Below are 21,189 nucleotides of genomic sequence, written 5' to 3' on the forward strand. Positions count from 1 at the left end.
ATGTCACCGGTTGAATACCGAATCAATTCCTCCCAGAAAATAGCATAACCATCTTCCAATTTTAGGGGTTCAGGTCACGGCGCTTTTTATTTACTCTTAGAAATTGAGTATACTGGATTCGAACCAGTAAATTAAGGATTCAGAGTCCTCTGCCTTACCAATTTGGCGAATACTCAATAATTGATTACATATATAATATTAATACTTGAAACACCTTTATGTCAACGATAACCAGCATTGACAGTCTTAAAAATGAATAGTAATATAAATGTATAGTGATTGATTAGTGATATTGCCCGCTGGTCAAACTGGTTTAAGACGTCGCCCTCTCAAGGCGGAGTTACGGGTTCGAGCCCCGTGCGGGTGATAAGAAAGAAAAAGACAGCCATTTGGCTGTCTTTTTTGTTTGCTAATAACTAATGGCCTTATAGCCACTACGCTTCCATAGCTTAGTAAGTTCCTTCACGGTGATAGTCTTATTCAAACCATCTTCAGGATCAAAATAGAAAAAAACACGATGATTAAAGCCAAATAAGATAATACATTGATTGTCTCGTCTTCCCCATAACATCACAGGGCGATTACGATTAATTTGACTTCTAACTCGTCGATAAGATTTTTTGGTCAAATCTTTATATGAACCAACAGAATTAACTAAAACACTTTTAAAGGTTTCATTTGATAAATTATCTAATGTTTTTCCTATCTTTTCGTAAATATCAAAATCTGGTCTGGAAAAATGAACCAATACTGATAACGCTTTTTCTTCGTTAGAAACTTCAGTATTATCCTTACTGGCCTGTAAAATTAAGATTCTGTAGTTCTTACGAATAAACTTGTTAGGGATCCATCCAACATCACTTTCGTTTTCAAAGTGAAACCATAGATGTTTTTGGTAAAAACCGATTTGATCAATTTCAAATTTTGCTTTTTCGTCTGAATGATTGAATGCTTTGCGTTGATGCTTTCCCGCTTGCATTTCATTGACATACCATTTTTCCATCTTACGGTGCTTTAAACGCACGTAAAAGTGTGGCACATTTTCGTTTGCAATTGAATTGCTTTTCATTAATTCACCCTCATTTATTTAGGTATACCATCTATTATAACAATAAACAGGTACTCAACGCATCCTAAATATAATTTGTATGATAATGTCTTTTCACTATTGCGATAAATATGGTACTATTGAATATGTACCATTTGGGGGCGTTATGGATTCGACGGGTATAGTTCGAATTCGGATTGCGTTCGCAGCGGCGTCTGCTCAACCGTCCAGTTTTTAAATTATAACTGCAAACAATAATTCAAACAACGTCGCTTTAGCTGCCTAATAAGCAGTCTACGACAATCCAACTAGCTTTGCCTAGGGGCTAACTTGGGTTTTATAATTGATAGGCTTACGTTACTTGCTCACACCTGAAGTTAAGTAAAAGAGATTAATCAGGTTAGCTGATCATGTTAACCCCGGAATACGGTGCTTTGGTCAGTGAAACTTCAAATAGTATCCCTATGAGCGTAGATATTCAAATGGCGATATGCTCGGACGCGGGTTCGACTCCCGCCGCCTCCATAAATAAAAAAGGATTGTAATTTAAAAATTACAATCCTTTTTTATTTTTGTCAAAAACAGATTTATTCTTAATCGCCAAAAAAACTGTCTTTTACATTGTAAGGAAATCTATTAATGTCTTGATCCCTCCAATCTCCTTCTATAGGTACCAGCTTATATTTTTTTGAATTTATCCTCATTATCATAATACATAGATTTAATTACCTTATTATTACTGTTTGGAACATCAAAATCTACTCGATAGTCTTTACCTTTTGATGTGTTATACAATCCACCTAATTGATATACTTGAATATCAACATTTCTATTTTCATAAGTTCCCCAGCTTTCATAAATTTCTCTCTGAGTAGGTCCGACTATACAATCATAAATTATTACTATTGGGTATCCAATAAAAAGACAAAGTAGCAAATCTGTAAATCCTATCTCTCCTGAAAACAATCGTTCGTTTTTTTCTTCAACAATAAAAACCCTTCTCATTTACTAATTCACCTCATAAAATATTAAATATTGTAAAACATTTATTGGCATCATTATAATATAATATCTATTATACTATTAATAAAATTAATAGCACGAATAACATCCACTAATCCTTCCTATTAAAAATCGTTTGTACAAATACTGTAATAATTATAAATAAACCACCCAATAACTGCACCGGAGCCAAATACGTCCCAAGAAAAGCAACTGATAAGACAGTAGCAGTCAATGGTTCAAAAGCACTTAACATACCTGTCACTGATGGTGAGATATACTTCGTACTCATCAAATATAGCAAGTATGCCAACATCGTACCAAAGACAATAATGAAGAAAATACTAACTATTGTGATCATTGATACTTTAGGAGCAGATGCACTTAAGACAAAACCAGATAGCGGTAAACTTCCTAATAGCATTCCCCACCCCACTATCAATTTATCATCAAAAGCTGATAATAATTTAGCAGGGATTAAGGTATAAGATGCCTGACTAACATCAGCTCCGATACCCCATGCAATCGCAGCGATTGATAAAGCTAGTGAATCAATGTGGCCATTAGTTACTAGCAAAAAAGTTCCTGTCAAAACCAAAATTACCGAAACTATTTCAGCCAAGTTAGGTAACTTATGATTAAAAACGGTAACGTAACCCATTATAAAATGGGGCCCAAAAATTGTAGAACAGATGAGGTTGGCACATTGCCATATCTAATTTCCATAAAATATGTAAGTTGGGAAGGAAGCATTCCTAAGAGTGCAAAGGCAATCAATGTAAGTATTTCTCTCTTATTGTGCCAAATTTTAAAAACGGATTCCCCCGTAGTTATCCGACTCCAGCATAAAAGAAGAAGTCCCGCAACAAATAATCTAATACCTACCAACCAAATTGGTGTTACCAAGTGATGTTCAAAAAGATATTCTGCAACAGTTCCGGACATACCCCAAAATATTGATTCGATTATTGCTAATATAATTCCTTTAATTCTTATAGCATCCTCCAAATCTATAATAAATTAAGTATATCATTATTCATAAATAAAATAGAGTAAATAAAAAGCCTGCCCAATAATCGGACAGGCCAACCTAATTTGTGCGTGATTACATAGAGAGGTGCACAATTAGATTTATAGAGAGTTGTAAATAATAAACATTAAGATAAATCATCTGGAATGACTACCTACTTCTGTATTATACGAAAATATTAAGAAAAAGTAAAGAATGTTAATTTTTTATTAAGATTATATTGTGAGTGTTAAAATCATATGATCTGAATATTCTATAACTTTTTGATCAGAAATTTTCATTTTACAATCATAAGACTCTGGTGCATATGCATAATCAATGTGATATGCTTTATCATTCTTTCGATACATATAGAAAGTAGCTTGTGTTTCATCCCCTAATTTTTCAGATTCTTGATAGTGATAAACACTTCTTAATCCAATCTGTTTCATCATGAAGTCAAATCTTGTATGATTACGATCGCCATGTTTGTTATCCCAAATTGCATTACTATTAAAGTCGCCAATAATAATTGAATTTTCAATCATTTTTATATTAATCGCAGAATATGTATATAAATCTTCAATATATCCTCCTTTCATCCATACTCCTAAAATTTTATATCCCCTAAAAAGTACGGGGATAATATAGCGTATACCGTAATTATTATTTTCCAAAGGTAGGATTTCATCGTCAGAAAAAGTAAAGAATAAGATTCCTTTTTGATCCCCTCTAATTTTTCTATATAGTTTTTGCTTAAATCCATTCAAAAAAGATAACTTACTAATATCCTCAACCTCAGACACTATATACAAATCAGCTTTTTCTTTTATTATTTCCTTATATTTATTTCTAAAAGCTCCATTGCAATTCCAGTAACATACTTTCATTAAAGAATCCCCTAAATTATAAAAATTATTAAATCGCCATATTTCTGAAACATTTCTTTGCTTTATCATTTTAGTCTTAGTTTTAAACCTCATTGATATGACATACTTCTAAAACTAAAACTTTTACTAAACCATTATTTGTTTTGCTCTAAACCTCATTGATATGACATACTTCTAAAACCCGTGCAGTCGCTTAAGCTAAACATGTCGAGCTCTAAACCTCATTGATATGACATACTTCTAAAACCATATCAATGGTTATAGCGTTTTTATTTTGGCTCTAAACCTCATTGATATGACATACTTCTAAAACATGCGGACTAGCATTAAAGACGATAATCACGCTCTAAACCTCATTGATATGACATACTTCTAAAACACAACGCAATCGGAACAGTAGCAGTGTTTAGCTCTAAACCTCATTGATATGACATACTTCTAAAACACACTAGAAATCCACCAGCCTTTTGTCTTTGCTCTAAACCTCATTGATATGACATACTTCTAAAACTAATATAAGGGTGCTTAAGTAACTCAGAACGCTCTAAACCTCATTGATATGACATACTTCTAAAACTTGATTGCTGTGTTTAGGTCAGTTGAGGTTGCTCTAAACCTCATTGATATGACATACTTCTAAAACTACATTTGAAAAACATGTGGTGTGTTTATTGCTCTAAACCTCATTGATATGACATACTTCTAAAACATGCTTCGTTAAATCCTTGTGGTAGTGCTAGCTCTAAACCTCATTGATATGACATACTTCTAAAACTAAAAGAGCATAACAACGTTTTTTTAATCGGCTCTAAACCTCATTGATATGACATACTTCTAAAACTATTTGCAAATCGGAAAGATATATAAAAAAGCTCTAAACCTCATTGATATGACATACTTCTAAAACCAGTTACATAAACGGTGTTAATTCATATGAGCTCTAAACCTCATTGATATGACATACTTCTAAAACGAAAGGTGGAAGTTAAGGATGATTAAATTAGCTCTAAACCTCATTGATATGACATACTTCTAAAACTTACTAATTTGTCTAATAATTCGGTTTGTTGCTCTAAACCTCATTGATATGACATACTTCTAAAACGTTATGGTCAGGCATTCCCATATAAATAGTGCTCTAAACCTCATTGATATGACATACTTCTAAAACTAGCCTTTTTAAATCTCAATACTGCCAAATGCTCTAAACCTCATTGATATGACATACTTCTAAAACGCGTTTAACGCTTAATCATCATGGCGACGAGCTCTAAACCTCATTGATATGACATACTTCTAAAACAAGTTAGATTAAACGTTGTCTGTAGTTCGTGCTCTAAACCTCATTGATATGACATACTTCTAAAACATAATGATATTAAAAGGTATGAAGATTTTAGCTCTAAACCTCATTGATATGACATACTTCTAAAACTTAGTGGTAGACCTTCGGGATCTATCAAACGCTCTAAACCTCATTGATATGACATACTTCTAAAACAGAACCATCGTAAACATTAGTTGATGCAATGCTCTAAACCTCATTGATATGACATACTTCTAAAACAGCCGGAATTGTTGTAGCACGCGGCGAAGAGCTCTAAACCTCATTGATATGACATACTTCTAAAACCCAATTTATGCCGATAACCTTGAGAATGAAGCTCTAAACCTCATTGATATGACATACTTCTAAAACTGGGATGCTGATGTTTTTATCGACACAACTGCTCTAAACCTCATTGATATGACATACTTCTAAAACTAATGCTGTCTTGTTCTAGGCCTAAATAGTGCTCTAAACCTCATTGATATGACATACTTCTAAAACAGGTAGGTAAACGTCCATAAGGCCGTTTAAGCTCTAAACCTCATTGATATGACATACTTCTAAAACTATTCTTCCCCCTTAAATTTTCGAATGATTGCTCTAAACCTCATTGATATGACATACTTCTAAAACGCTCAAAGTACATTTTACCACTATTGACGGGCTCTAAACCTCATTGATATGACATACTTCTAAAACTCAGCGTTAGCAATAATCAAGTAATCGTTAGCTCTAAACCTCATTGATATGACATACTTCTAAAACATCCACAAGGTAATGCTACTAACATGATGTGCTCTAAACCTCATTGATATGACATACTTCTAAAACTAAATTACGCAAAAGAACAAATTAATCAGCGCTCTAAACCTCATTGATATGACATACTTCTAAAACTTAAATTAACGTTTTTTAAAAATAAACAAGGCTCTAAACCTCATTGATATGACATACTTCTAAAACTACTACGATAATGCACCACAAGCACTCGTTGCTCTAAACCTCATTGATATGACATACTTCTAAAACAGATAGAAATGATATTCCAGATAATCTTAAGCTCTAAACCTCATTGATATGACATACTTCTAAAACTTAGAACAAATGATCTAGACGCTAACAGTTGCTCTAAACCTCATTGATATGACATACTTCTAAAACACTTGATAAGTAGTTTGGTCCATATAATTAGCTCTAAACCTCATTGATATGACATACTTCTAAAACTGAATCCACTTCACTAGCTAATAAGACTTTGCTCTAAACCTCATTGATATGACATACTTCTAAAACCGATATTTTATAATCAAAATCTAATTTTTAAGAATGCCAGTCAATAAAGTTATCATCTATAAAGTAATACTGACAAAATGAAAAATCAGTATTACTAATATCATTGTTTTTACCAAATTCAATATCTAATAATGGAACTTCAAACTCTTTACATAATTTTTCAATGCTTTGTAGCTGATCACTGTTCAAATAATTAGCTAAATTATTTACAACAATCAATGATTTATCTTGAGTTTCCATCTTTAACCTTATCAATAATTCTATTATATCATAAGGTTTTCCTTCAATACCTGGATTTAAATGAATATTCAGTTTTTTTATAGTTTTTTCTATATCAATATCTTGAGTAATTAATAGCGGTATATCCAAAAAAAATAATTTTTCTTGAATAAAATTATTCAATGATGAAATAGTTTTTTGCATATAGTCGATGTCATCATTATCAAAATAACCAACTATATTCTTTACAACAGAATTAATTTGTTTAGTAGACAGACCGTTAAAGCTAATCAGATTTCCGTAAAAATCAATATATTTACTTTTCTCCAATTTATTATATTCATTATCAAAAACTTTTATTAAATCATTTCTATCATTTAATCCATTTAATATATCTAAGTAAACCGATTGACTAGAAGTTTCTATAATCATTAAATCATTATTCAAAGGTTCTATCTTGTCATGAGTATCATAAGAAATGATCATAAGATAATTGTCCTTTCGGATGAATTTCTAACATCTTCTTTCTTTTTTCCAGTTATAAAATGCATATCATTATACTGCTTTTCTGTCATCATAAAGCTCTGTATTAATCCCTTCTCTGGTGCAAAGGATGAAATTTTGTTCTCTAAAAATTGTGCGGATTGTTTCGTCACACATACACGGCAATAAACTGAATATTGAATCATCAAAAAGCCTTGATTAATTAGTTTCTTTCGAAATCGTCGATAGTTCCTTCTATCATCTGAAGTTTCTGTTGGTAGATCAAACATTATTATCAATCGCATTATTCGGTACCTCATTTTTTAATTCCACCTTTAAATCAAAAATTTTACCATTATTCAAATAATCAAAACAATCTGCAACATATTTGTTAATAGCCGTCTTAACTAACATTTCTTTCTCCTTGTAAAAGATTTCCATGTTTAAGATTTCCACTAGACCGAATTTTATATCCGGAGTAAGAGAATTCATCTTCTTACATGAAACCCAATAATCAATAATCGGCCTAAATGGTTCCATCAAATCTGAACTAAGATTAAACGTGTTTTCTAAACTATGATGATGAATACCAATATATGTTGAGAATCCCTGACTTACAATTTCACGATTAAAATTAGATAATAAAATTGAATATCCATAGTTTAGTGCTGCATTGATTGCTAAATTTTGATTTCGACTAAAATCATTATTAAAAAGCAATTTAAAATATTTTCTAGCTACCACTGCCTCTCTATTACTAGAATCTCCTATCTCAATTTTATCAATTTCATTCTTTATATCTTGAATATTATCTCTATGTTTATATTTTAGAACTGCCAATTGATTAATCATTTTTCTTGTTACTATTTTTGTCCAAAGTACTTCTTTTCGTCCATCATCCCAAAATATCTGTTCATTAATTTTTTCAATATTTTTGTTATTAGGATAATTATTAACAATCTCACATGTTGGATTCTGATATTCGTCAGAGAATATGATTTTTGCGTTTACTTTATTTAGTCGATTAATCAGTTCAGTCGTGATTACTGCTTGAGTTGTACTAATTAATAATAAATATATATCATCGATAGGAATCTTATTAATTCCTTCCATTGTTTGAACAATCATACAATTACTCGAATAAGATATTTTAGCATGACTTGAAATAATGACGCTTCTCCAGCCCATATCTACTCCTCCTTACAAAAAAAGACGATTAATAATCGTCTTTTTTATTCTTATAAATCTTTTAATCTAACCTTTCTTTCAAATAGTCCTGATGGAGATTGATAGATGATATTCGAATATTCAGATAAAAATATTCCACTAGTTGATTGCAGTTGTCCAAGAGGAGTTGTAAATCCAAGTTCCTTAATTGGAACAATAGTTGGTCCACAATGTAAACCATTTAATACTTTTAATAAAATTGCATTCTTGTCATCATTATTAAGTTTCGCAAATTTATCGATACCATTATTTAGTTTCTCCCTAAATTTGTTAACATCAAATACATCGAATTTATCATTTATAATCTCTAATATTGCTCTATAAATATTAACGAATTCATTGCTCATTTTTTCTTCTGTTAAAGAATTTCGATAATTATCATCTGAAAGTATTCGCAAAGAGTTCATATCAAGAACCAACTGTTTTGCATTATATCTATAAGTAGAGCTTCCTAATGTATACTTTTGTCCACCATCTTGGATCAATTGACCATACATAACATTATCAACTACCACTCTAAAATCAAATTTCTTTCTATTTAACTTAGCTTGAACAATTTGATTTAAAGTATTTTCGTATTCAGATTGATTTTTGGAACTTCTTAACTCTTGCATAAATCTCACTGGAATTCCGACAACTTTGTAAACAAAACTATCTTTTTTAGGATACTTAACAATTACCATATGGTGATCAACATTTCCCGTTCTAAATCCATATAATTCTGGATTACTATCCTTTTTAACTGGAATTGGTGATGCTACATTATTAATTCTCTTCGTCGAATATACAGTTTGATCTGATAGTTTATCATCCTTTGTTGATACTTCACGAGTTATCAGCATAAATTTATATTGATAGATTTTCTTAATTGTTTTGATAGCGTGTTTTCTATCTAAAATTAATTTGCCAGATTGTTCGTCATAGATTTGGTCCTCAAATTTATCAGCTGGATTGGTAATATCATGCAAGAAGTTGAATGTTTTAACATTATTCGCATCATTAACATCAAATTTATTAAAATCACCATAGACAAACATCCCTCTTAATTTTGGATATCGGTTATATAGGTATCCACCAACAAAAGTTGTTAAGTATGCATCTAATGCATGGTGATAATCGTTTAATTCACGTATCTTATATAGATTAAATGAGTGTCTCATCTGAGAATTCATCTTAGCTTTTACTTCAATAATCTTTGTATCATCGGATGAAAATTCATCAGATAAAATATTAGCCACTAATTTAATAACCTGACTAGTTTCTACCAATTGGCGTCTAATAAATCCATGCTTAGTATATTTGCTTAGTGAGTCTATACCTTGCATTGTTAGGTTAAGATATTTTCTTTTACTAATTAATCCTAAATCATGCAAATGGCTCCATAATTTACGTGTTCCATTGCTAATATTTAGTCCATTTAACGGAGTATTATTACCCTTCTTTTGATTGTTAGTATAGTAAGTCAATACACGATTATCAAAGGAATCATCCTTGTAGAATGATTGAGGAACAATGTGATCAATTTGGTAATTGTTTAAATCGTCAATATCAATTGATTTACCATCATACAAGTCCTTACCCATTTGCATGAAGTATAGATAGTACTTATCGATATCCATACTATTCTTTTTACTCTTCAATTCATCATTTAATTCTTTTGAAATTTCTTTTGACAATTCTTTGTACTTTCTAGAAATTTCACTATGGCGAGATCTAGTTAGTTCACCCTTATCCTCAGGATTTCTTGTAAACTCAATGGAAATACTTTCAGGTGCTTTTCCTCCCATTGCTTTTTGAATATCTTTAACAATCTTATAGGTTTCCCTAATTGCTTTCTTATTTTGTGGAGAAGTGTATGCATCTGCCAATACACTTTCAATATCTGTATTCTTGATAAAATCACTATTAATTTCATCTATTTGTTTCTTAACTTCTGGTTTAGAAACAGCTTCCATAAAAGTCTCAGGTATTTCAAAAAGTTGTTCAATGATGTTTCTACCATCATCATTGTTAATGCCTACCAATAGCTTAGCTGATAGTCTTCCCCATCCAGAATAACGTTTTGCGACTAACTGCTTTAATTCAAATTCGGATATCCAATTAATTTCATTTCTGACTTTTTCTTCAAATATGTGTCTATCCTCAAAAACAGTTGACCATTCAATCAAACTTTCAAAATCACTCATTAATTCTGAATTGTTAATCTTATCACCAAAAATCTTCTTGAAATCAATATAACTGGTTAATCCATTGTTGAATTTTACCCCATCAGACAATCCAGTAATCTCAATTGTATCCAAATGGTTAAAATTGCTTACTAGATAATTTTTTAATCGTTTAGCTGTAACTGTCTTAGTTACTTTAAACAAGTCATTAAAAGCACCTTGTTTTTCAGCCTGACTAAGGCGCTTATTATTAACCTTCACCACATTTAACTCATTTAACACCTTAAATTGTTGATATAACAAACTATTATCAGGCAAAACGTCTTCATTAAATAAATAAGTATCCTTAACTGTTAATCGTTTAATAAATCTAGATGCCGTAGCTTCCCTATCTACCTTTTGATCAAAGTTCCATGGGGTTATTTCACCATCTTCTTTGCGCTTCATCCATGCAAAAGATGCACCAGAAGTTTTGGCTTGCTCCTCAGGTGTAATCAATGGTCCTACATAGTAAGGAACTCTAAATGCAACTAATTCACTAATTTTATATTTTGCAATATGTCTACGATTTTCATTAGGATTTAATTCACCTAAAAATGGGTAATACTTACTTTGTTTTTCAATAATTTGATCCATTTCCATTTGGTGTAATTGGTGTGGAATATTACCATTTTGGTTATTTCGTTGTTTCAAAAGATATTCACCATTTTTGATATCTTGATCTATTTTTTTAACAATATCAATCAATTCAAAATCTGAATTCTCCAAATATGGATCGACAACTATTTGATTTATCACACTAATCAAAGATTCGTTAGTAATATGACCAGTTTTATAATCAATCACTTTTTTAATTGAATCTTTTTCTTTTAAAGACTCAATTGTACTTAACTCTGCTTGAGTAAACTTTTGGGCATCAATATTCCCAATGTATGCCGCATAAGCAACCTTCACAGAATACTTTTCATGAAATGGTAAAACATTCAATAATTTCTTCAAATCGTTTAATTGTTTTTTATGTAGATCATATGAAGCAATCATCGATTCAGAAAGTCCCATTCCATTTGGAATAATTTGATTTAATCGAACTCTAGAGTAAATGACTTTTAGTGCATTTAAAATATTCATTCGTTCATCATCTAAATTATCAGCAAGTTCAAGCATCTTGTCATCACTAGATGCATCTGAAAAACTAAATGAAATTTTGGAACCATCATCAGTTTCATATGCCAACAACTTGTTAACATTAAACTTATTACCCACAAAAGCTTTAGCAATTTCCTTAGAAATATCTTTTCTGAACTTATTAAGTTGCTTTTCTATAGACTTATCATCTAAATCAGACACATTTTGATATAACAAATCAACAAGTTGCTTTGACTTATCTGAATTTCTAAGATCATTATTTAATAAAACAGACTCAATTTGACTAGTATTTTCTGAATTAAATACATAACTAACATCGATAGTCTCAAACAAATCATTCAAAGTAGGAATAAATGTACCTAATTTTAAATCAGATGCTTCGAAAGAAGATACTGGCGTATCATCCAAGAAATTACCACGATATTTGACAATATGTCTTAATGCTAAGTAAATTTCTCTAATATCTGCTTTTTCATCGCTTGTCATTAATCGATGTCTTAGATGATAGATAGTCTGATTTCCATTATGATAAAATTCACTATCACTTAATTCTGGAAATAATAAGGAACCAAAATATGTTTTTCTATCGTCTTTTGGTGAGATAGAAGATTGCTTTAAACGATTAAAAAATTCTTTATCTTTATGTACTATTTCATCATGAAAAATATCATCTAGTAATCTCAATCTCCATTTACGTCGATTGTACCTTCTTCTAGATGTACGAGCGATTCTTCTTTCCTGCGCAGTTTTACCTTCAGCAAACAAACGAGCTCCAATAACATTTTTTCCTTTTACACGAATTAGATTATTCTCGTCGTCTCTGGCTGCAAAACCAACAGAAGAAGTACCAATATCTAATCCGATGTGGTAATTTGTCATATAATCCCCTCCTATTTGTTATACATTCATTATATTTTTTTAATATCCCACTTGCAAGCTAAATTTTTTTGTTATATAATTTATTTTGTTGGTTAGCTACCAACTTTAAACCTTATTGATATGACATACTAAGTTAAAATCAAACAATTTAAGTTTCAATTTTTGATCTCGTTATCGGGACATTACATAAGAAAAAGGCATCCACAATGTGGATGCCTTTTTTTGAATCATCAATCATCTCATTATGCTATACTTATCTACATATAATTATAAGGAAGCGATGAAATGAAACATAAAGTCAGTATTTATTTATCAATTATAACAATGGTATTTGCACTTAGTTTTACATCCATATCAGCATCCGCAAATGATGTTCAGGGAAATAAAGGAATGACATTAGATTGCGCGAGAACTTATTATTCTCCTAAGTTAATCAAAGGATATATTAATACTTTGTCGAAGAATAAAGCCAAATTCATTTTGTTACATTTAAATGACAATGAACGTTTTGGTGTTGAAAATAGTTACCTGGGTCAAACTGCAAAGAAGGCAAAAGTCAAAAACGGTATCTATTTCAATCGTAAGACTCATAAAGCTTTTTTAAGTAAAGGTCAATTAAAGAGTTTAATTCGATATGCTAAAAGTAAACATATTGAATTAATTCCTGAAATTGATTTACCAGGTCACAATAAAGGCATCGTCAAACTTCTTAGTTACACTAAAAAAGGTCGTCGTTTAAAGAAACAATTAATCTACCGCAATGGATACAATGAATTTAAACTCTCAAAGAAAGGAACTCTAGTTCTTTCTAAAAAAATCCTCTCAGAATATTTACCATTACTTCCCAAGGGTAGTCACATTGGTGTGGGATCAGATGAAATATCATTAGACAACAAAACTGAAGAAAATAACTTTGTTAAATATATTAACTCAATTGATTCATTTGTTAACCACAAAGGATATAAATTAACTGCTTGGAATGATAGTTTTCATAAACGAACTATCAATAAATATCACAAAAACATAACTATCTTTTACTGGAGTCAAAATGGTCAACAAAGCGACCCAGATAATCGCAAAGAATTAATTAGATTAAGAGCCACCTTGCCACAACTAGTTAATCATGGTTTCAAAGTCATTAATTGTAATTATTATTACCTATACGTAATTAACAACAAAAAGATGTTCACCACTAAATCCCGTTTTCACTGGAAAGAATTACTATCCCAGTGGAACGAAAGAATTTGGGACGATAATAATACATCTAACATTTACACTGGTAATAAAAAAATTGATTCTGCTCTTTGTATTTGGAACATCAAAAAACCAGTTTACAGTGCCCAAAAGTCTTATCAACTTAGTCAAGAATACTTAAATGCATTCTTAAATCATAGAGATTAAAATCATTCAATATCAAAATATTTATAGAGGAGCTGTCTACCATGTTTAATAATGATGAATATTCCCCAACATCTTACAAAGATTATCTTGCTCATCTAGTCTATTATGCAAATGAGCTCACCGACTCTTTGTTAAATTATTTAGAAAATGAATTTGATTTCTACTATGCATACGATATTAAGGATTCAAATGAAGATCTTGATATAGACGATTTTGCAACTGTTTATAAAAAATGCGCCGACGATAAGTATCAAGAAATTAGTGATGAAGAATATAAAAAGGCAGCATTTAAAATCTATGACATCATTCCCGGATGCATCTATGATTGGATGGTCGATTTTTTCTTCTGCGAAAATGATAATGTCGAAGAATCTAATCAAACGTTATTAAATAATTTCCCGGAAATTAAAGAAGCCCACATGGAAAGAGCTTGGTATAGTGAAACATACAATACAATCCGTGAGCATCAACTATTTGATATGAAAGATTTCCCAAAACTATAAAAAAGAAGCCGCAATGGCTTCTTTTTTGTTGGATATGTTTAATTAACCTAATCATTTTAGACTCAACCAATGAATTCGGACTACTTCCGATTTCATCAATTGGCACATTTCTTTCGTACTCTTGATAATAATTAACCCACTTATCATCAATTTCACCATTTTGACCAAAACGTAATGGTGTTAATTGAAAAACATTCTCTAGTTCAAAAGCATATGTAACTAATTGTGAACAGTAAAAACTATCATAGTGATTTAAAAAAAGATTATTATAAGGCTTTCCAATCACCTTTTTAGCACGATTAATTACTACATCACTATCAATATCTGTAGTAACTCGATACAAGTCGATTCTTTGATTTTCTCGATTGAATAAAAATTCTTCCAAACTCTGTTTAAGTACTCCGCGATTAGGAACAGCATGAATCACATAAGCGTTTCCATGATCAACATACACGATTGCCACATGTGAATAATAATGTTTAATCGCAGTTGTCTTAGCAATTAAGTTAGAAAAATCATCTTTCTTTGGTTCAATCAGTAATAAATCAGCATTTTTCATAGTTAAATTCTTTCTTTTTTTTAATTTTTGAATGTTAAAATTTTTGGTAGTTTTATGAGGATTGATATTAATAGAAGGAAGTGAAAAAGATTCGTAAAGATGTTGTTGCAGGTGGGTTCCAACTCATCGGATCATTTATTAACCTATTCACATTTACATACATAGCTTTACCATTAATTATTGGGGATAACACCAATCAGCACACCATTTTGTTAGGAGTGCTGATTACATTTATCAACTTATTTCAGATTATTTTTACTTTTATTTCAGCAAATAAGAAGAAGCTATTATTAGCTTCTTTCATCATCTTACTGATAGAAGTCTTTATAATCGGACTAGCAAGTCAGTTCCCATTTAATGAGACAATTATCGTATCACTTTCCACAATTATATTAACAATTCAGATTACAATAAACGTTTGAATAAAAAGAGCCAATAATGGCTCTTTTTTTAGTACAATCGATTAAAGTAATCCACATAATATTGATTATTTTTCAATCTAATCTTAGTCACCGATGTATTGTCTGGTTCAATTACTGACATCGGATCATTTTGCTGTTTTAATGCTACTATCATGGCTGCCTTTACGGTGAAGCCATGTGAAACCACCACAAATTTCCCGTTAGGGTTTTTATGCGCAATTTCTTCCATAAATTCACTCACCCGACTGGTAACGTGTTCAAAAGTTTCCCCATCAGCGAGAACTGCATAACTTGGTAATAAATCTTTTAACTCATCATCAAACACTTCAGGATATGTCTTCATCAATTCTGCATTAGATTGACCATCCCACTTACCATATGAAATTTCTAGCAAACGTTCGTCTTTTTCAATTGGTAAGTCTACACCAGCGTTTAAGTAATCTGCTGTATCCAAAGTTCTTTGAAGTGGACTAGCATAAATTTTATCAGCAAAACTAATATCAAAATGATTATGCAAATGATGTGCCTGTTGCTTTCCTATATCAGATAAATATGTAATTTCAGAATTAATCGTCCCCTGCTTTACCCCCTGTTGATTGGCGAATGTTTTACCGTGGCGAACAAAATAAAACTCAGTCAAAATAAAACTCTCCTTTCGATGAAACACGTATATTTTGATTTATTATAACATTTTTGTTTGCAAGCTATTATATGTATGTTAGAATTTGGTTAAATTAAAGGAGGAGGTAATTAAAATGTTAAGAAATGCAAATATTAATAATTTAATTGTCTCTTCCTGGTCTACACATCCATTTATGTAGGCCTATTTATACGAAACTTGTGCCCTGCATAGATGGTTAACATTTTGTGGGGTCATAAAGACAATACACTTGTAGTAGTGGCCCCACAGAACTGTCTCTGTGGGGCTTTTTTATTTCATCTAATCTATTTTTGGGAGTGATAATTGTGACTGTATATAATTTTTCAGCTGGTCCTGCAGTAATGCCGAAACCAGTTATTGAGCAAATCCAACGTGAATTGCCATCGTTTGAATATAGTGGAATGAGTATTTTAGAGATTTCACACCGTAGCACCCTGTTTGAAAATGTATTAAATGATGCTAAGCAAAACATCAAGGAACTAATGCATGTTACTGATAACTATCATATTCTTTTCTGCCAAGGTGGTGGGACTGGTCAGTTTGCCGCTGTTCCGTTGAACTTAGCTAACCACAGAGAAAATATTGCCTTTATAGACAGTGGGCACTGGAACAAAAAAGCTTACCAAGAAGCTGAACAACTTGGATATGGAATTGATGTAATTAATCAAGATGGCCAACTCCCATACCCAGGTGTTGATTTTGATGAGTCACTTTATGATTACTTGCATGTAACCATCAACAACACGATTGAAGGCTCTACATACCATCCCAATCATTTACCAAATGTCAAAGATACTCCATTAGTTGGTGACATGTCATCCAACTTCATGGCTGAAAAATATGATGTAAACGACTTTGGTCTTATCTTTGCGGGTGCACAAAAGAACTTGGCTCCAGCCGGACTAACAATTGTAATTGTCAGAGACGACTTAATTAATCCAGCTAAACATATCCCAACGATTCTAAACTATGAATCATATGTCAAGAAAGATTCAATGTTCAATACACCACCAGTATTTCCAATTTATGCTGCAAAACTAACTACCCAATGGTTATTAGACAACGGCGGAATCTCTGAGATGGAAAAAAGAGATATTCAAAAGAGCAACATGTTATATGACTATTTAGATCAATCCAGACTATTCCATAACAACGTAAAAAAAGAAGAACGCTCATACACCAACATCGTCTTCACTACTAATGACGATGAATTAGACTCACAATTCGTCGACTTCGCCGCTAACCACGAATTAATCAGTCTAAAAGGTCACAGGAGTATCGGAGGCCTTCGTGCCAGCCTATACAATGCAATGCCAATCGAAGGTGTTGAAAAGCTAATTGATGTCCTAACTAAATTTGAACAAACTCGGGGGTAATAATTATGTATAACGTTAAAACTTTCAATGCCATTTCTCAGGATGGTTTAGATAAATTCAGTGATAAGTACCAAATCAACCAAGGCGACAATCCAGATGCATATCTAATCAGGTCAGCTAATATGTTAGACGCTGAATTTCCTGGTAGCTTAAAGGTAATTGTTAGAGCTGGTGCTGGTTTTAATAACCTACCAATCGACCGATTATCAGAATTAGGAATCGCTGCCTTCAACACTCCTGGAAGTAATGCCAATGCCGTGAAAGAAGTCGTCTTATCAATGATTATTGCGTCTGTCCGTCATCTATTCCCAGTTGCTAACTTTTCAGCTAATAACCTTCACGCTGATATCTCAAAAATGAAGAAAATCGATCCTCGTTTTAAAGGAACCGAAATCAGAGATAAAACCTTAGCCGTGATTGGTTTAGGTCACGTTGGTTCACTAGTTGCTAATGCAGCTAATGACTTAGGAATGGATGTTGTCGGATACGACCCTTACCTATCATCAGATGCCGCTTGGCGCATTGAAAGTGATATCACTCGTGCCAATACCTTAGAGGATGCAATTAAGGATGCCGATATTGTAACAGTACACGTACCTAAGAATGATGAAACCACCGACCTAATCGATACAAAAGCAATTAAACAAATGAAACCAGGCGTACACATCTTAAACTACGCTCGTCTAGGTATCGTGAACAATCAAGCAGTCGTCGATGCCTTAGACGAAGGAAAAGTAGCTTCATACATTACCGACTTCGGTGATGATGTCTTAATGAATAGAAAGGATGTCGTAATTACCCCTCACATTGGTGGATCAACAGTAGAAGCTGAAGGAAATGGTGCAGTCAGAGGTGCTAAAATTATCCAACGTTATCTAGAAACTGGTAACCTATCACAATCATTGAATCTACCAAACATGAATGTTTCAATGCACTCACCTTATCGAATCACTTTGATTCATAAGAATATCCCAAACATGGTTGGTCAAATTGCCACTAAAGCTGCTCAAAACAACTTTAACATTAACCAAATGAGTAATGGCGCTAAAGGTGAAATGGCCTATACTATGGTTGACTTTTGCGACGAGCCAACCAATCAACTATTAAATGATTTACAATCCATTAACGAAGTCATTCGAGTTCGCGTTATCAAACGAAAATAAAAAAAGGAGCTCTTTGAGCTCCTTTTTATCTGTACTTAGTATCAGCTGATAAGATAACAATGTTTACTTGAACGGTATAATCAGTTCTAATCACTCTTAATCCAATTCCATAGTATCTTAGTCCTTTTGCCTCGTTACCCAACAATTGTATCTTATGACTATCACCAGATGCACCATCGTCAGTAATCATTTCGTTAAAATACTTAACGTAATCTGAGATGTGGTAGTAGTTCTTGTCTAGAGTGGCGTAACCATTAGATTCATAGATGTCATTTTGATTCTTAACTATCTTCATTCGTTGTCCATCTAAGATGGCAGCTTCTTGACGATGGCGTTTTCCATTTCTAGTAGTGTAATGTGAAGCTTCCCCCATTGTTGGATCAACATAGTTGGCTCGTTCTTGAGCCACCTTGTTTAATCCATTGCTAGAAACCCACGATCCATTATCAGTATTTTTTCTTTGTCCTTGAACAAAGTTAATGAACTTTTCCCTGATTCGTGACTTAATTTGGCTGTCGGATAGTTGAGTTAATTGTCGACTATCCAAATCAGATGAATCATTTATACGTGGTGTAAGTGTATATTTAGATTTGGTAGTAATCTTTCTCTTCACAACATATAAATCAGTGGATTTCATCCAGCCTGATTTGGTTCCATTCTTGCTTTGGACAAACTTATATGTAGTCTTCTTAACTTTAGCGGATTTCTTTTCGTATAATGATTCTTTACCAAAATATTTTTTAGCAGATTTTGTTTTAATCTTTTTAATTTTATATGTGTCGTATAATTTAGCATCTTTCTTTAAACCAACCTGGGTGTCGCTCGATACTTTGGCACTAACCCGTTGTGTATTTGCCATCATTAATCCTGATGAAACGATTCCTACAATAATGACTGTCTTTAAAAATTTTTTCAGCGGTAAAATTTTTCTGTCCTCTCTTAATTCCTTAATTTTTTCTTAAGATTACTCAAAAGATTATATAATGTTTCATAATATTAAGAAAGGTGTAAGATGGTTAATTTTCTCTTAAGTAAGTTTATCATTTTTATACATTTATTATATAAACATCCATAAAGATAACAGTTTAATAATGATTATCATTATTTTTTATACATTTTTCTAATGAAGAAAATTTAAATTTTTATCATTTTTTGCATAAAAAAAGACATCGTGTCTAAACGATGTCTTTTTATTTACTAAATTCCACGTTGGTAAATCCAGCCGATTAACTTACCTTTGTAATAGCATTTGTAGTAATAAGTTTTCCAACCATCTTTAATTGCACGACCAGTAATGTGGACAGTCTTACCAGCAAACTCTTTTGCTGTTCCAGTTGTCTTGAAATCAGCGAAATGGCTTTGTGTTACATGGTTATAGAATCTGTAGTTACTATTTAACTTAACTTTTTTATACATGTTAACTTTAGAATAACTAATGTGTGGGCCTAATCCGTTTTGGTTAATCCAGCCTAATAACTTACCATTTTCGTATGCACGATAATAAGTACCACCATTTACGGTTGCCTTTAAATCTACCGTAACATTCTTACCATGGAATGTACGACCATAGTGAGTTCTGTGAAGTTCACTAAAGTAATTGTTTCCAGGAACATGGTTATAGAAGTTATACTTTACGGCAGTCTTAACAGTTAATGTCTTGTTTTCCTTTGTGTATTTCACATTAGATTTTGGCTTACTTGGTTTGTTATTGTTACTGTTATTTGTTGCATCAATAAACCAAGAACTATTTTTTTGTGTTAATACACTTGCATCAACGTATTGGTTCAATGCTGGAGAATAGAAATGATCTGTATATTGCCATAAAACATGTTCTCTTTGTGGTTCATTTGTTTGGTAAGCGGCTAACCAATAACCATCATATGAACTAACAGCATCAGCTGCATGAGAAACCATAAAACTTTGGTAGGAGTAGAAAAGAATTTTTCTATTTCCGACTAATGGTCTTAATGCGTTAACCCAAGCTTTGGTAGCAGCATTAGTTCCACCTGACTTAACAGTTTGTTGTTCATAATCGTTAACATAGAATCTAGCTTCTGGAGCACGACTGTATAGCGTTTTTGCCTCACTAGCTGCATCTGAAGGACTGGTATATTGACTAAATGAATATACACCGTATGGAACACCATACTTCTTCATTAAAGCAACGTTGTGGGCAAAGGTCTTATCATTGTATGCACTACCGAATTGAACACGAAGAATTACGAAAGGTACTTCATTCTTCAACGTCTTCACTTGACTATCAGTGAAGTTACCTTGCCATTCAGATAAATCGTAAACGTTGTTGGACACAGCATTACCCTTCACAGAAGTGACAGAAATACATAGAAATCCAATCAACGCAACCCCAAAACTCATCAATAAATACTTTAGTTTATACATACTCTCATCCTTT

General features: G+C 32.1%; 18 protein-coding genes, 2 tRNA genes, 1 other RNA gene and 1 CRISPR repeat array. Of the genes, 7 read left to right on the forward strand and 14 right to left on the reverse strand.

What is annotated here, in order from left to right; translation table 11 throughout:
• Positions 1 to 103: 103 nt before the first annotated feature.
• Positions 104 to 176, reverse strand: a tRNA-Gln gene (locus tag FD688_RS03380).
• 117 nt (positions 177 to 293) lie between these two features.
• Between FD688_RS03380 and FD688_RS03385 the strand changes: the two genes are divergently transcribed.
• A tRNA-Glu gene (locus FD688_RS03385) sits at positions 294 to 367 on the forward strand.
• Between the two features lie 42 nt (positions 368 to 409).
• On the opposite strand, the gene FD688_RS03390 is transcribed toward FD688_RS03385, so the two are convergent.
• The gene (locus FD688_RS03390) at positions 410 to 1,069 is read right to left on the reverse strand and encodes a hypothetical protein (RefSeq protein WP_138741791.1); all 660 of its coding nucleotides are present in this window, start codon (positions 1,067 to 1,069) and stop codon (positions 410 to 412) included.
• Positions 1,070 to 1,205: 136 nt separating this feature from the next.
• Between FD688_RS03390 and ssrA the strand changes: the two genes are divergently transcribed.
• Positions 1,206 to 1,576: a transfer-messenger RNA gene (gene ssrA, locus FD688_RS03395) on the forward strand.
• Positions 1,577 to 1,726: 150 nt separating this feature from the next.
• On the opposite strand, the gene FD688_RS03400 is transcribed toward ssrA, so the two are convergent.
• The 8 genes from FD688_RS03400 to cas9 all read right to left on the reverse strand — a co-directional run bounded on the left by FD688_RS03400 (position 1,727) and on the right by cas9 (position 12,691).
• A complete protein-coding gene (locus FD688_RS03400) occupies positions 1,727 to 2,053 on the reverse strand; it encodes a hypothetical protein (RefSeq protein ID WP_138741792.1) in 327 nt (108 codons plus the stop codon).
• 109 nt (positions 2,054 to 2,162) lie between these two features.
• Positions 2,163 to 2,642: an EamA family transporter gene (locus FD688_RS07400; RefSeq protein WP_225426094.1), complete on the reverse strand. Its 480-nt coding sequence runs from the start codon at positions 2,640 to 2,642 to the stop codon at positions 2,163 to 2,165.
• A 68-nt stretch (positions 2,643 to 2,710) separates the two neighbouring features.
• Positions 2,711 to 2,995 (reverse strand): DMT family transporter, encoded by a 285-nt coding sequence (locus FD688_RS07405; RefSeq protein WP_263853920.1) that lies wholly within the window; start codon positions 2,993 to 2,995, stop codon positions 2,711 to 2,713.
• 300 nt (positions 2,996 to 3,295) lie between these two features.
• Complete coding sequence (locus FD688_RS03410) at positions 3,296 to 4,018, reverse strand: hypothetical protein (protein ID WP_190242899.1); 723 nt, start codon at positions 4,016 to 4,018, stop codon at positions 3,296 to 3,298.
• 10 nt (positions 4,019 to 4,028) lie between these two features.
• A CRISPR array of direct repeats spans positions 4,029 to 6,572; the repeat unit is 36 nt; unit sequence GCTCTAAACCTCATTGATATGACATACTTCTAAAAC.
• A 27-nt stretch (positions 6,573 to 6,599) separates the two neighbouring features.
• Positions 6,600 to 7,277: a type II-A CRISPR-associated protein Csn2 gene (gene csn2, locus FD688_RS03415; protein ID WP_138741794.1), complete on the reverse strand. Its 678-nt coding sequence runs from the start codon at positions 7,275 to 7,277 to the stop codon at positions 6,600 to 6,602.
• Positions 7,274 to 7,579 carry a CRISPR-associated endonuclease Cas2 gene (gene cas2 / locus FD688_RS03420; RefSeq protein WP_138741795.1) on the reverse strand — a complete coding sequence of 102 codons (306 nt, stop codon included), beginning with the start codon at positions 7,577 to 7,579 and terminating at the stop codon, positions 7,274 to 7,276. Before cas2 ends, csn2 begins: the two co-directional genes overlap by 4 nt.
• Positions 7,557 to 8,462, reverse strand: a complete 906-nt coding sequence (gene cas1, locus FD688_RS03425) for a type II CRISPR-associated endonuclease Cas1 (protein WP_138741796.1) — start codon at positions 8,460 to 8,462, stop codon at positions 7,557 to 7,559. The genes cas2 and cas1 overlap by 23 nt, the downstream gene beginning before the upstream one ends.
• Before the next feature lie 50 nt (positions 8,463 to 8,512).
• Positions 8,513 to 12,691, reverse strand: a complete 4,179-nt coding sequence (gene cas9, locus FD688_RS03430) for a type II CRISPR RNA-guided endonuclease Cas9 (protein WP_138741797.1) — start codon at positions 12,689 to 12,691, stop codon at positions 8,513 to 8,515.
• A gap of 285 nt (positions 12,692 to 12,976) precedes the next feature.
• On the opposite strand from cas9, the gene FD688_RS03435 reads away from it, so the two are divergent.
• Positions 12,977 to 14,092, forward strand: coding sequence for a family 20 glycosylhydrolase (locus FD688_RS03435; protein WP_138741798.1), 1,116 nt, complete (start codon positions 12,977 to 12,979; stop codon positions 14,090 to 14,092).
• A gap of 41 nt (positions 14,093 to 14,133) precedes the next feature.
• Complete coding sequence (locus tag FD688_RS03440) at positions 14,134 to 14,595, forward strand: hypothetical protein (RefSeq protein ID WP_138741799.1); 462 nt, start codon at positions 14,134 to 14,136, stop codon at positions 14,593 to 14,595.
• Here the strand turns inward: FD688_RS03440 and FD688_RS03445 are convergent.
• Positions 14,498 to 15,154 carry a YiiX/YebB-like N1pC/P60 family cysteine hydrolase gene (locus FD688_RS03445; protein ID WP_138741800.1) on the reverse strand — a complete coding sequence of 219 codons (657 nt, stop codon included), beginning with the start codon at positions 15,152 to 15,154 and terminating at the stop codon, positions 14,498 to 14,500. The two genes, FD688_RS03440 and FD688_RS03445, sit on opposite strands and share 98 nt — an antisense overlap.
• 80 nt (positions 15,155 to 15,234) lie before the next feature.
• Between FD688_RS03445 and FD688_RS03450 the strand changes: the two genes are divergently transcribed.
• Complete coding sequence (locus tag FD688_RS03450; protein WP_138741801.1) at positions 15,235 to 15,576, forward strand: hypothetical protein; 342 nt, start codon at positions 15,235 to 15,237, stop codon at positions 15,574 to 15,576.
• Between the two features lie 28 nt (positions 15,577 to 15,604).
• Here FD688_RS03450 and FD688_RS03455 read toward each other — a convergent pair whose 3' ends face one another.
• Positions 15,605 to 16,216, reverse strand: coding sequence for a histidine phosphatase family protein (locus FD688_RS03455; RefSeq protein ID WP_138741802.1), 612 nt, complete (start codon positions 16,214 to 16,216; stop codon positions 15,605 to 15,607).
• Between the two features lie 326 nt (positions 16,217 to 16,542).
• On the opposite strand from FD688_RS03455, the gene serC reads away from it, so the two are divergent.
• Both serC and FD688_RS03465 read left to right on the forward strand, forming a co-directional pair.
• Positions 16,543 to 17,613, forward strand: a complete 1,071-nt coding sequence (gene serC, locus FD688_RS03460; protein ID WP_138741803.1) for a 3-phosphoserine/phosphohydroxythreonine transaminase — start codon at positions 16,543 to 16,545, stop codon at positions 17,611 to 17,613.
• 5 nt (positions 17,614 to 17,618) lie between these two features.
• Entirely contained in the window at positions 17,619 to 18,776 is a 1,158-nt protein-coding gene (locus tag FD688_RS03465; protein ID WP_138741804.1) for a 3-phosphoglycerate dehydrogenase family protein, read from the forward strand.
• A 25-nt stretch (positions 18,777 to 18,801) separates the two neighbouring features.
• Here FD688_RS03465 and FD688_RS03470 read toward each other — a convergent pair whose 3' ends face one another.
• Both FD688_RS03470 and FD688_RS03475 read right to left on the reverse strand, forming a co-directional pair.
• Positions 18,802 to 19,638, reverse strand: coding sequence for a hypothetical protein (locus tag FD688_RS03470; protein ID WP_138741805.1), 837 nt, complete (start codon positions 19,636 to 19,638; stop codon positions 18,802 to 18,804).
• Between the two features lie 335 nt (positions 19,639 to 19,973).
• The gene (locus tag FD688_RS03475; protein WP_225426096.1) at positions 19,974 to 21,152 is read right to left on the reverse strand and encodes a GH25 family lysozyme; all 1,179 of its coding nucleotides are present in this window, start codon (positions 21,150 to 21,152) and stop codon (positions 19,974 to 19,976) included.
• Positions 21,153 to 21,189 lie beyond the last annotated feature (37 nt).

It is taken from the genome of Apilactobacillus kunkeei (genome assembly GCF_005930975.1).
In the GTDB taxonomy this organism is placed as follows: Bacteria; Bacillota; Bacilli; order Lactobacillales; family Lactobacillaceae; genus Apilactobacillus; species Apilactobacillus kunkeei_E.

What these genes read in the sequence shown, in the direction of transcription:
- FD688_RS03390 (WP_138741791.1), bottom strand. Translation starts at nt 1,069, where the DNA reads ATGAAAAGCAATTCAATTGCAAACGAAAATGTGCCACACTTTTACGTG.
- FD688_RS03400 (WP_138741792.1), bottom strand. Translation starts at nt 2,053, where the DNA reads ATGAGAAGGGTTTTTATTGTTGAAGAAAAAAACGAACGATTGTTTTCA.
- FD688_RS07405 (WP_263853920.1), bottom strand. Translation starts at nt 2,995, where the DNA reads ATGTCCGGAACTGTTGCAGAATATCTTTTTGAACATCACTTGGTAACA.
- FD688_RS03410 (WP_190242899.1), bottom strand. Translation starts at nt 4,018, where the DNA reads ATGATAAAGCAAAGAAATGTTTCAGAAATATGGCGATTTAATAATTTT.
- csn2 (WP_138741794.1), bottom strand. Translation starts at nt 7,277, where the DNA reads ATGATCATTTCTTATGATACTCATGACAAGATAGAACCTTTGAATAAT.
- cas2 (WP_138741795.1), bottom strand. Translation starts at nt 7,579, where the DNA reads ATGCGATTGATAATAATGTTTGATCTACCAACAGAAACTTCAGATGAT.
- cas1 (WP_138741796.1), bottom strand. Translation starts at nt 8,462, where the DNA reads ATGGGCTGGAGAAGCGTCATTATTTCAAGTCATGCTAAAATATCTTAT.
- cas9 (WP_138741797.1), bottom strand. Translation starts at nt 12,691, where the DNA reads ATGACAAATTACCACATCGGATTAGATATTGGTACTTCTTCTGTTGGT.
- FD688_RS03435 (WP_138741798.1), top strand. Translation starts at nt 12,977, where the DNA reads ATGAAACATAAAGTCAGTATTTATTTATCAATTATAACAATGGTATTT.
- FD688_RS03440 (WP_138741799.1), top strand. Translation starts at nt 14,134, where the DNA reads ATGTTTAATAATGATGAATATTCCCCAACATCTTACAAAGATTATCTT.
- FD688_RS03445 (WP_138741800.1), bottom strand. Translation starts at nt 15,154, where the DNA reads ATGAAAAATGCTGATTTATTACTGATTGAACCAAAGAAAGATGATTTT.
- FD688_RS03465 (WP_138741804.1), top strand. Translation starts at nt 17,619, where the DNA reads ATGTATAACGTTAAAACTTTCAATGCCATTTCTCAGGATGGTTTAGAT.
- FD688_RS03470 (WP_138741805.1), bottom strand. Translation starts at nt 19,638, where the DNA reads ATGATGGCAAATACACAACGGGTTAGTGCCAAAGTATCGAGCGACACC.
- FD688_RS03475 (WP_225426096.1), bottom strand. Translation starts at nt 21,152, where the DNA reads ATGAGTTTTGGGGTTGCGTTGATTGGATTTCTATGTATTTCTGTCACT.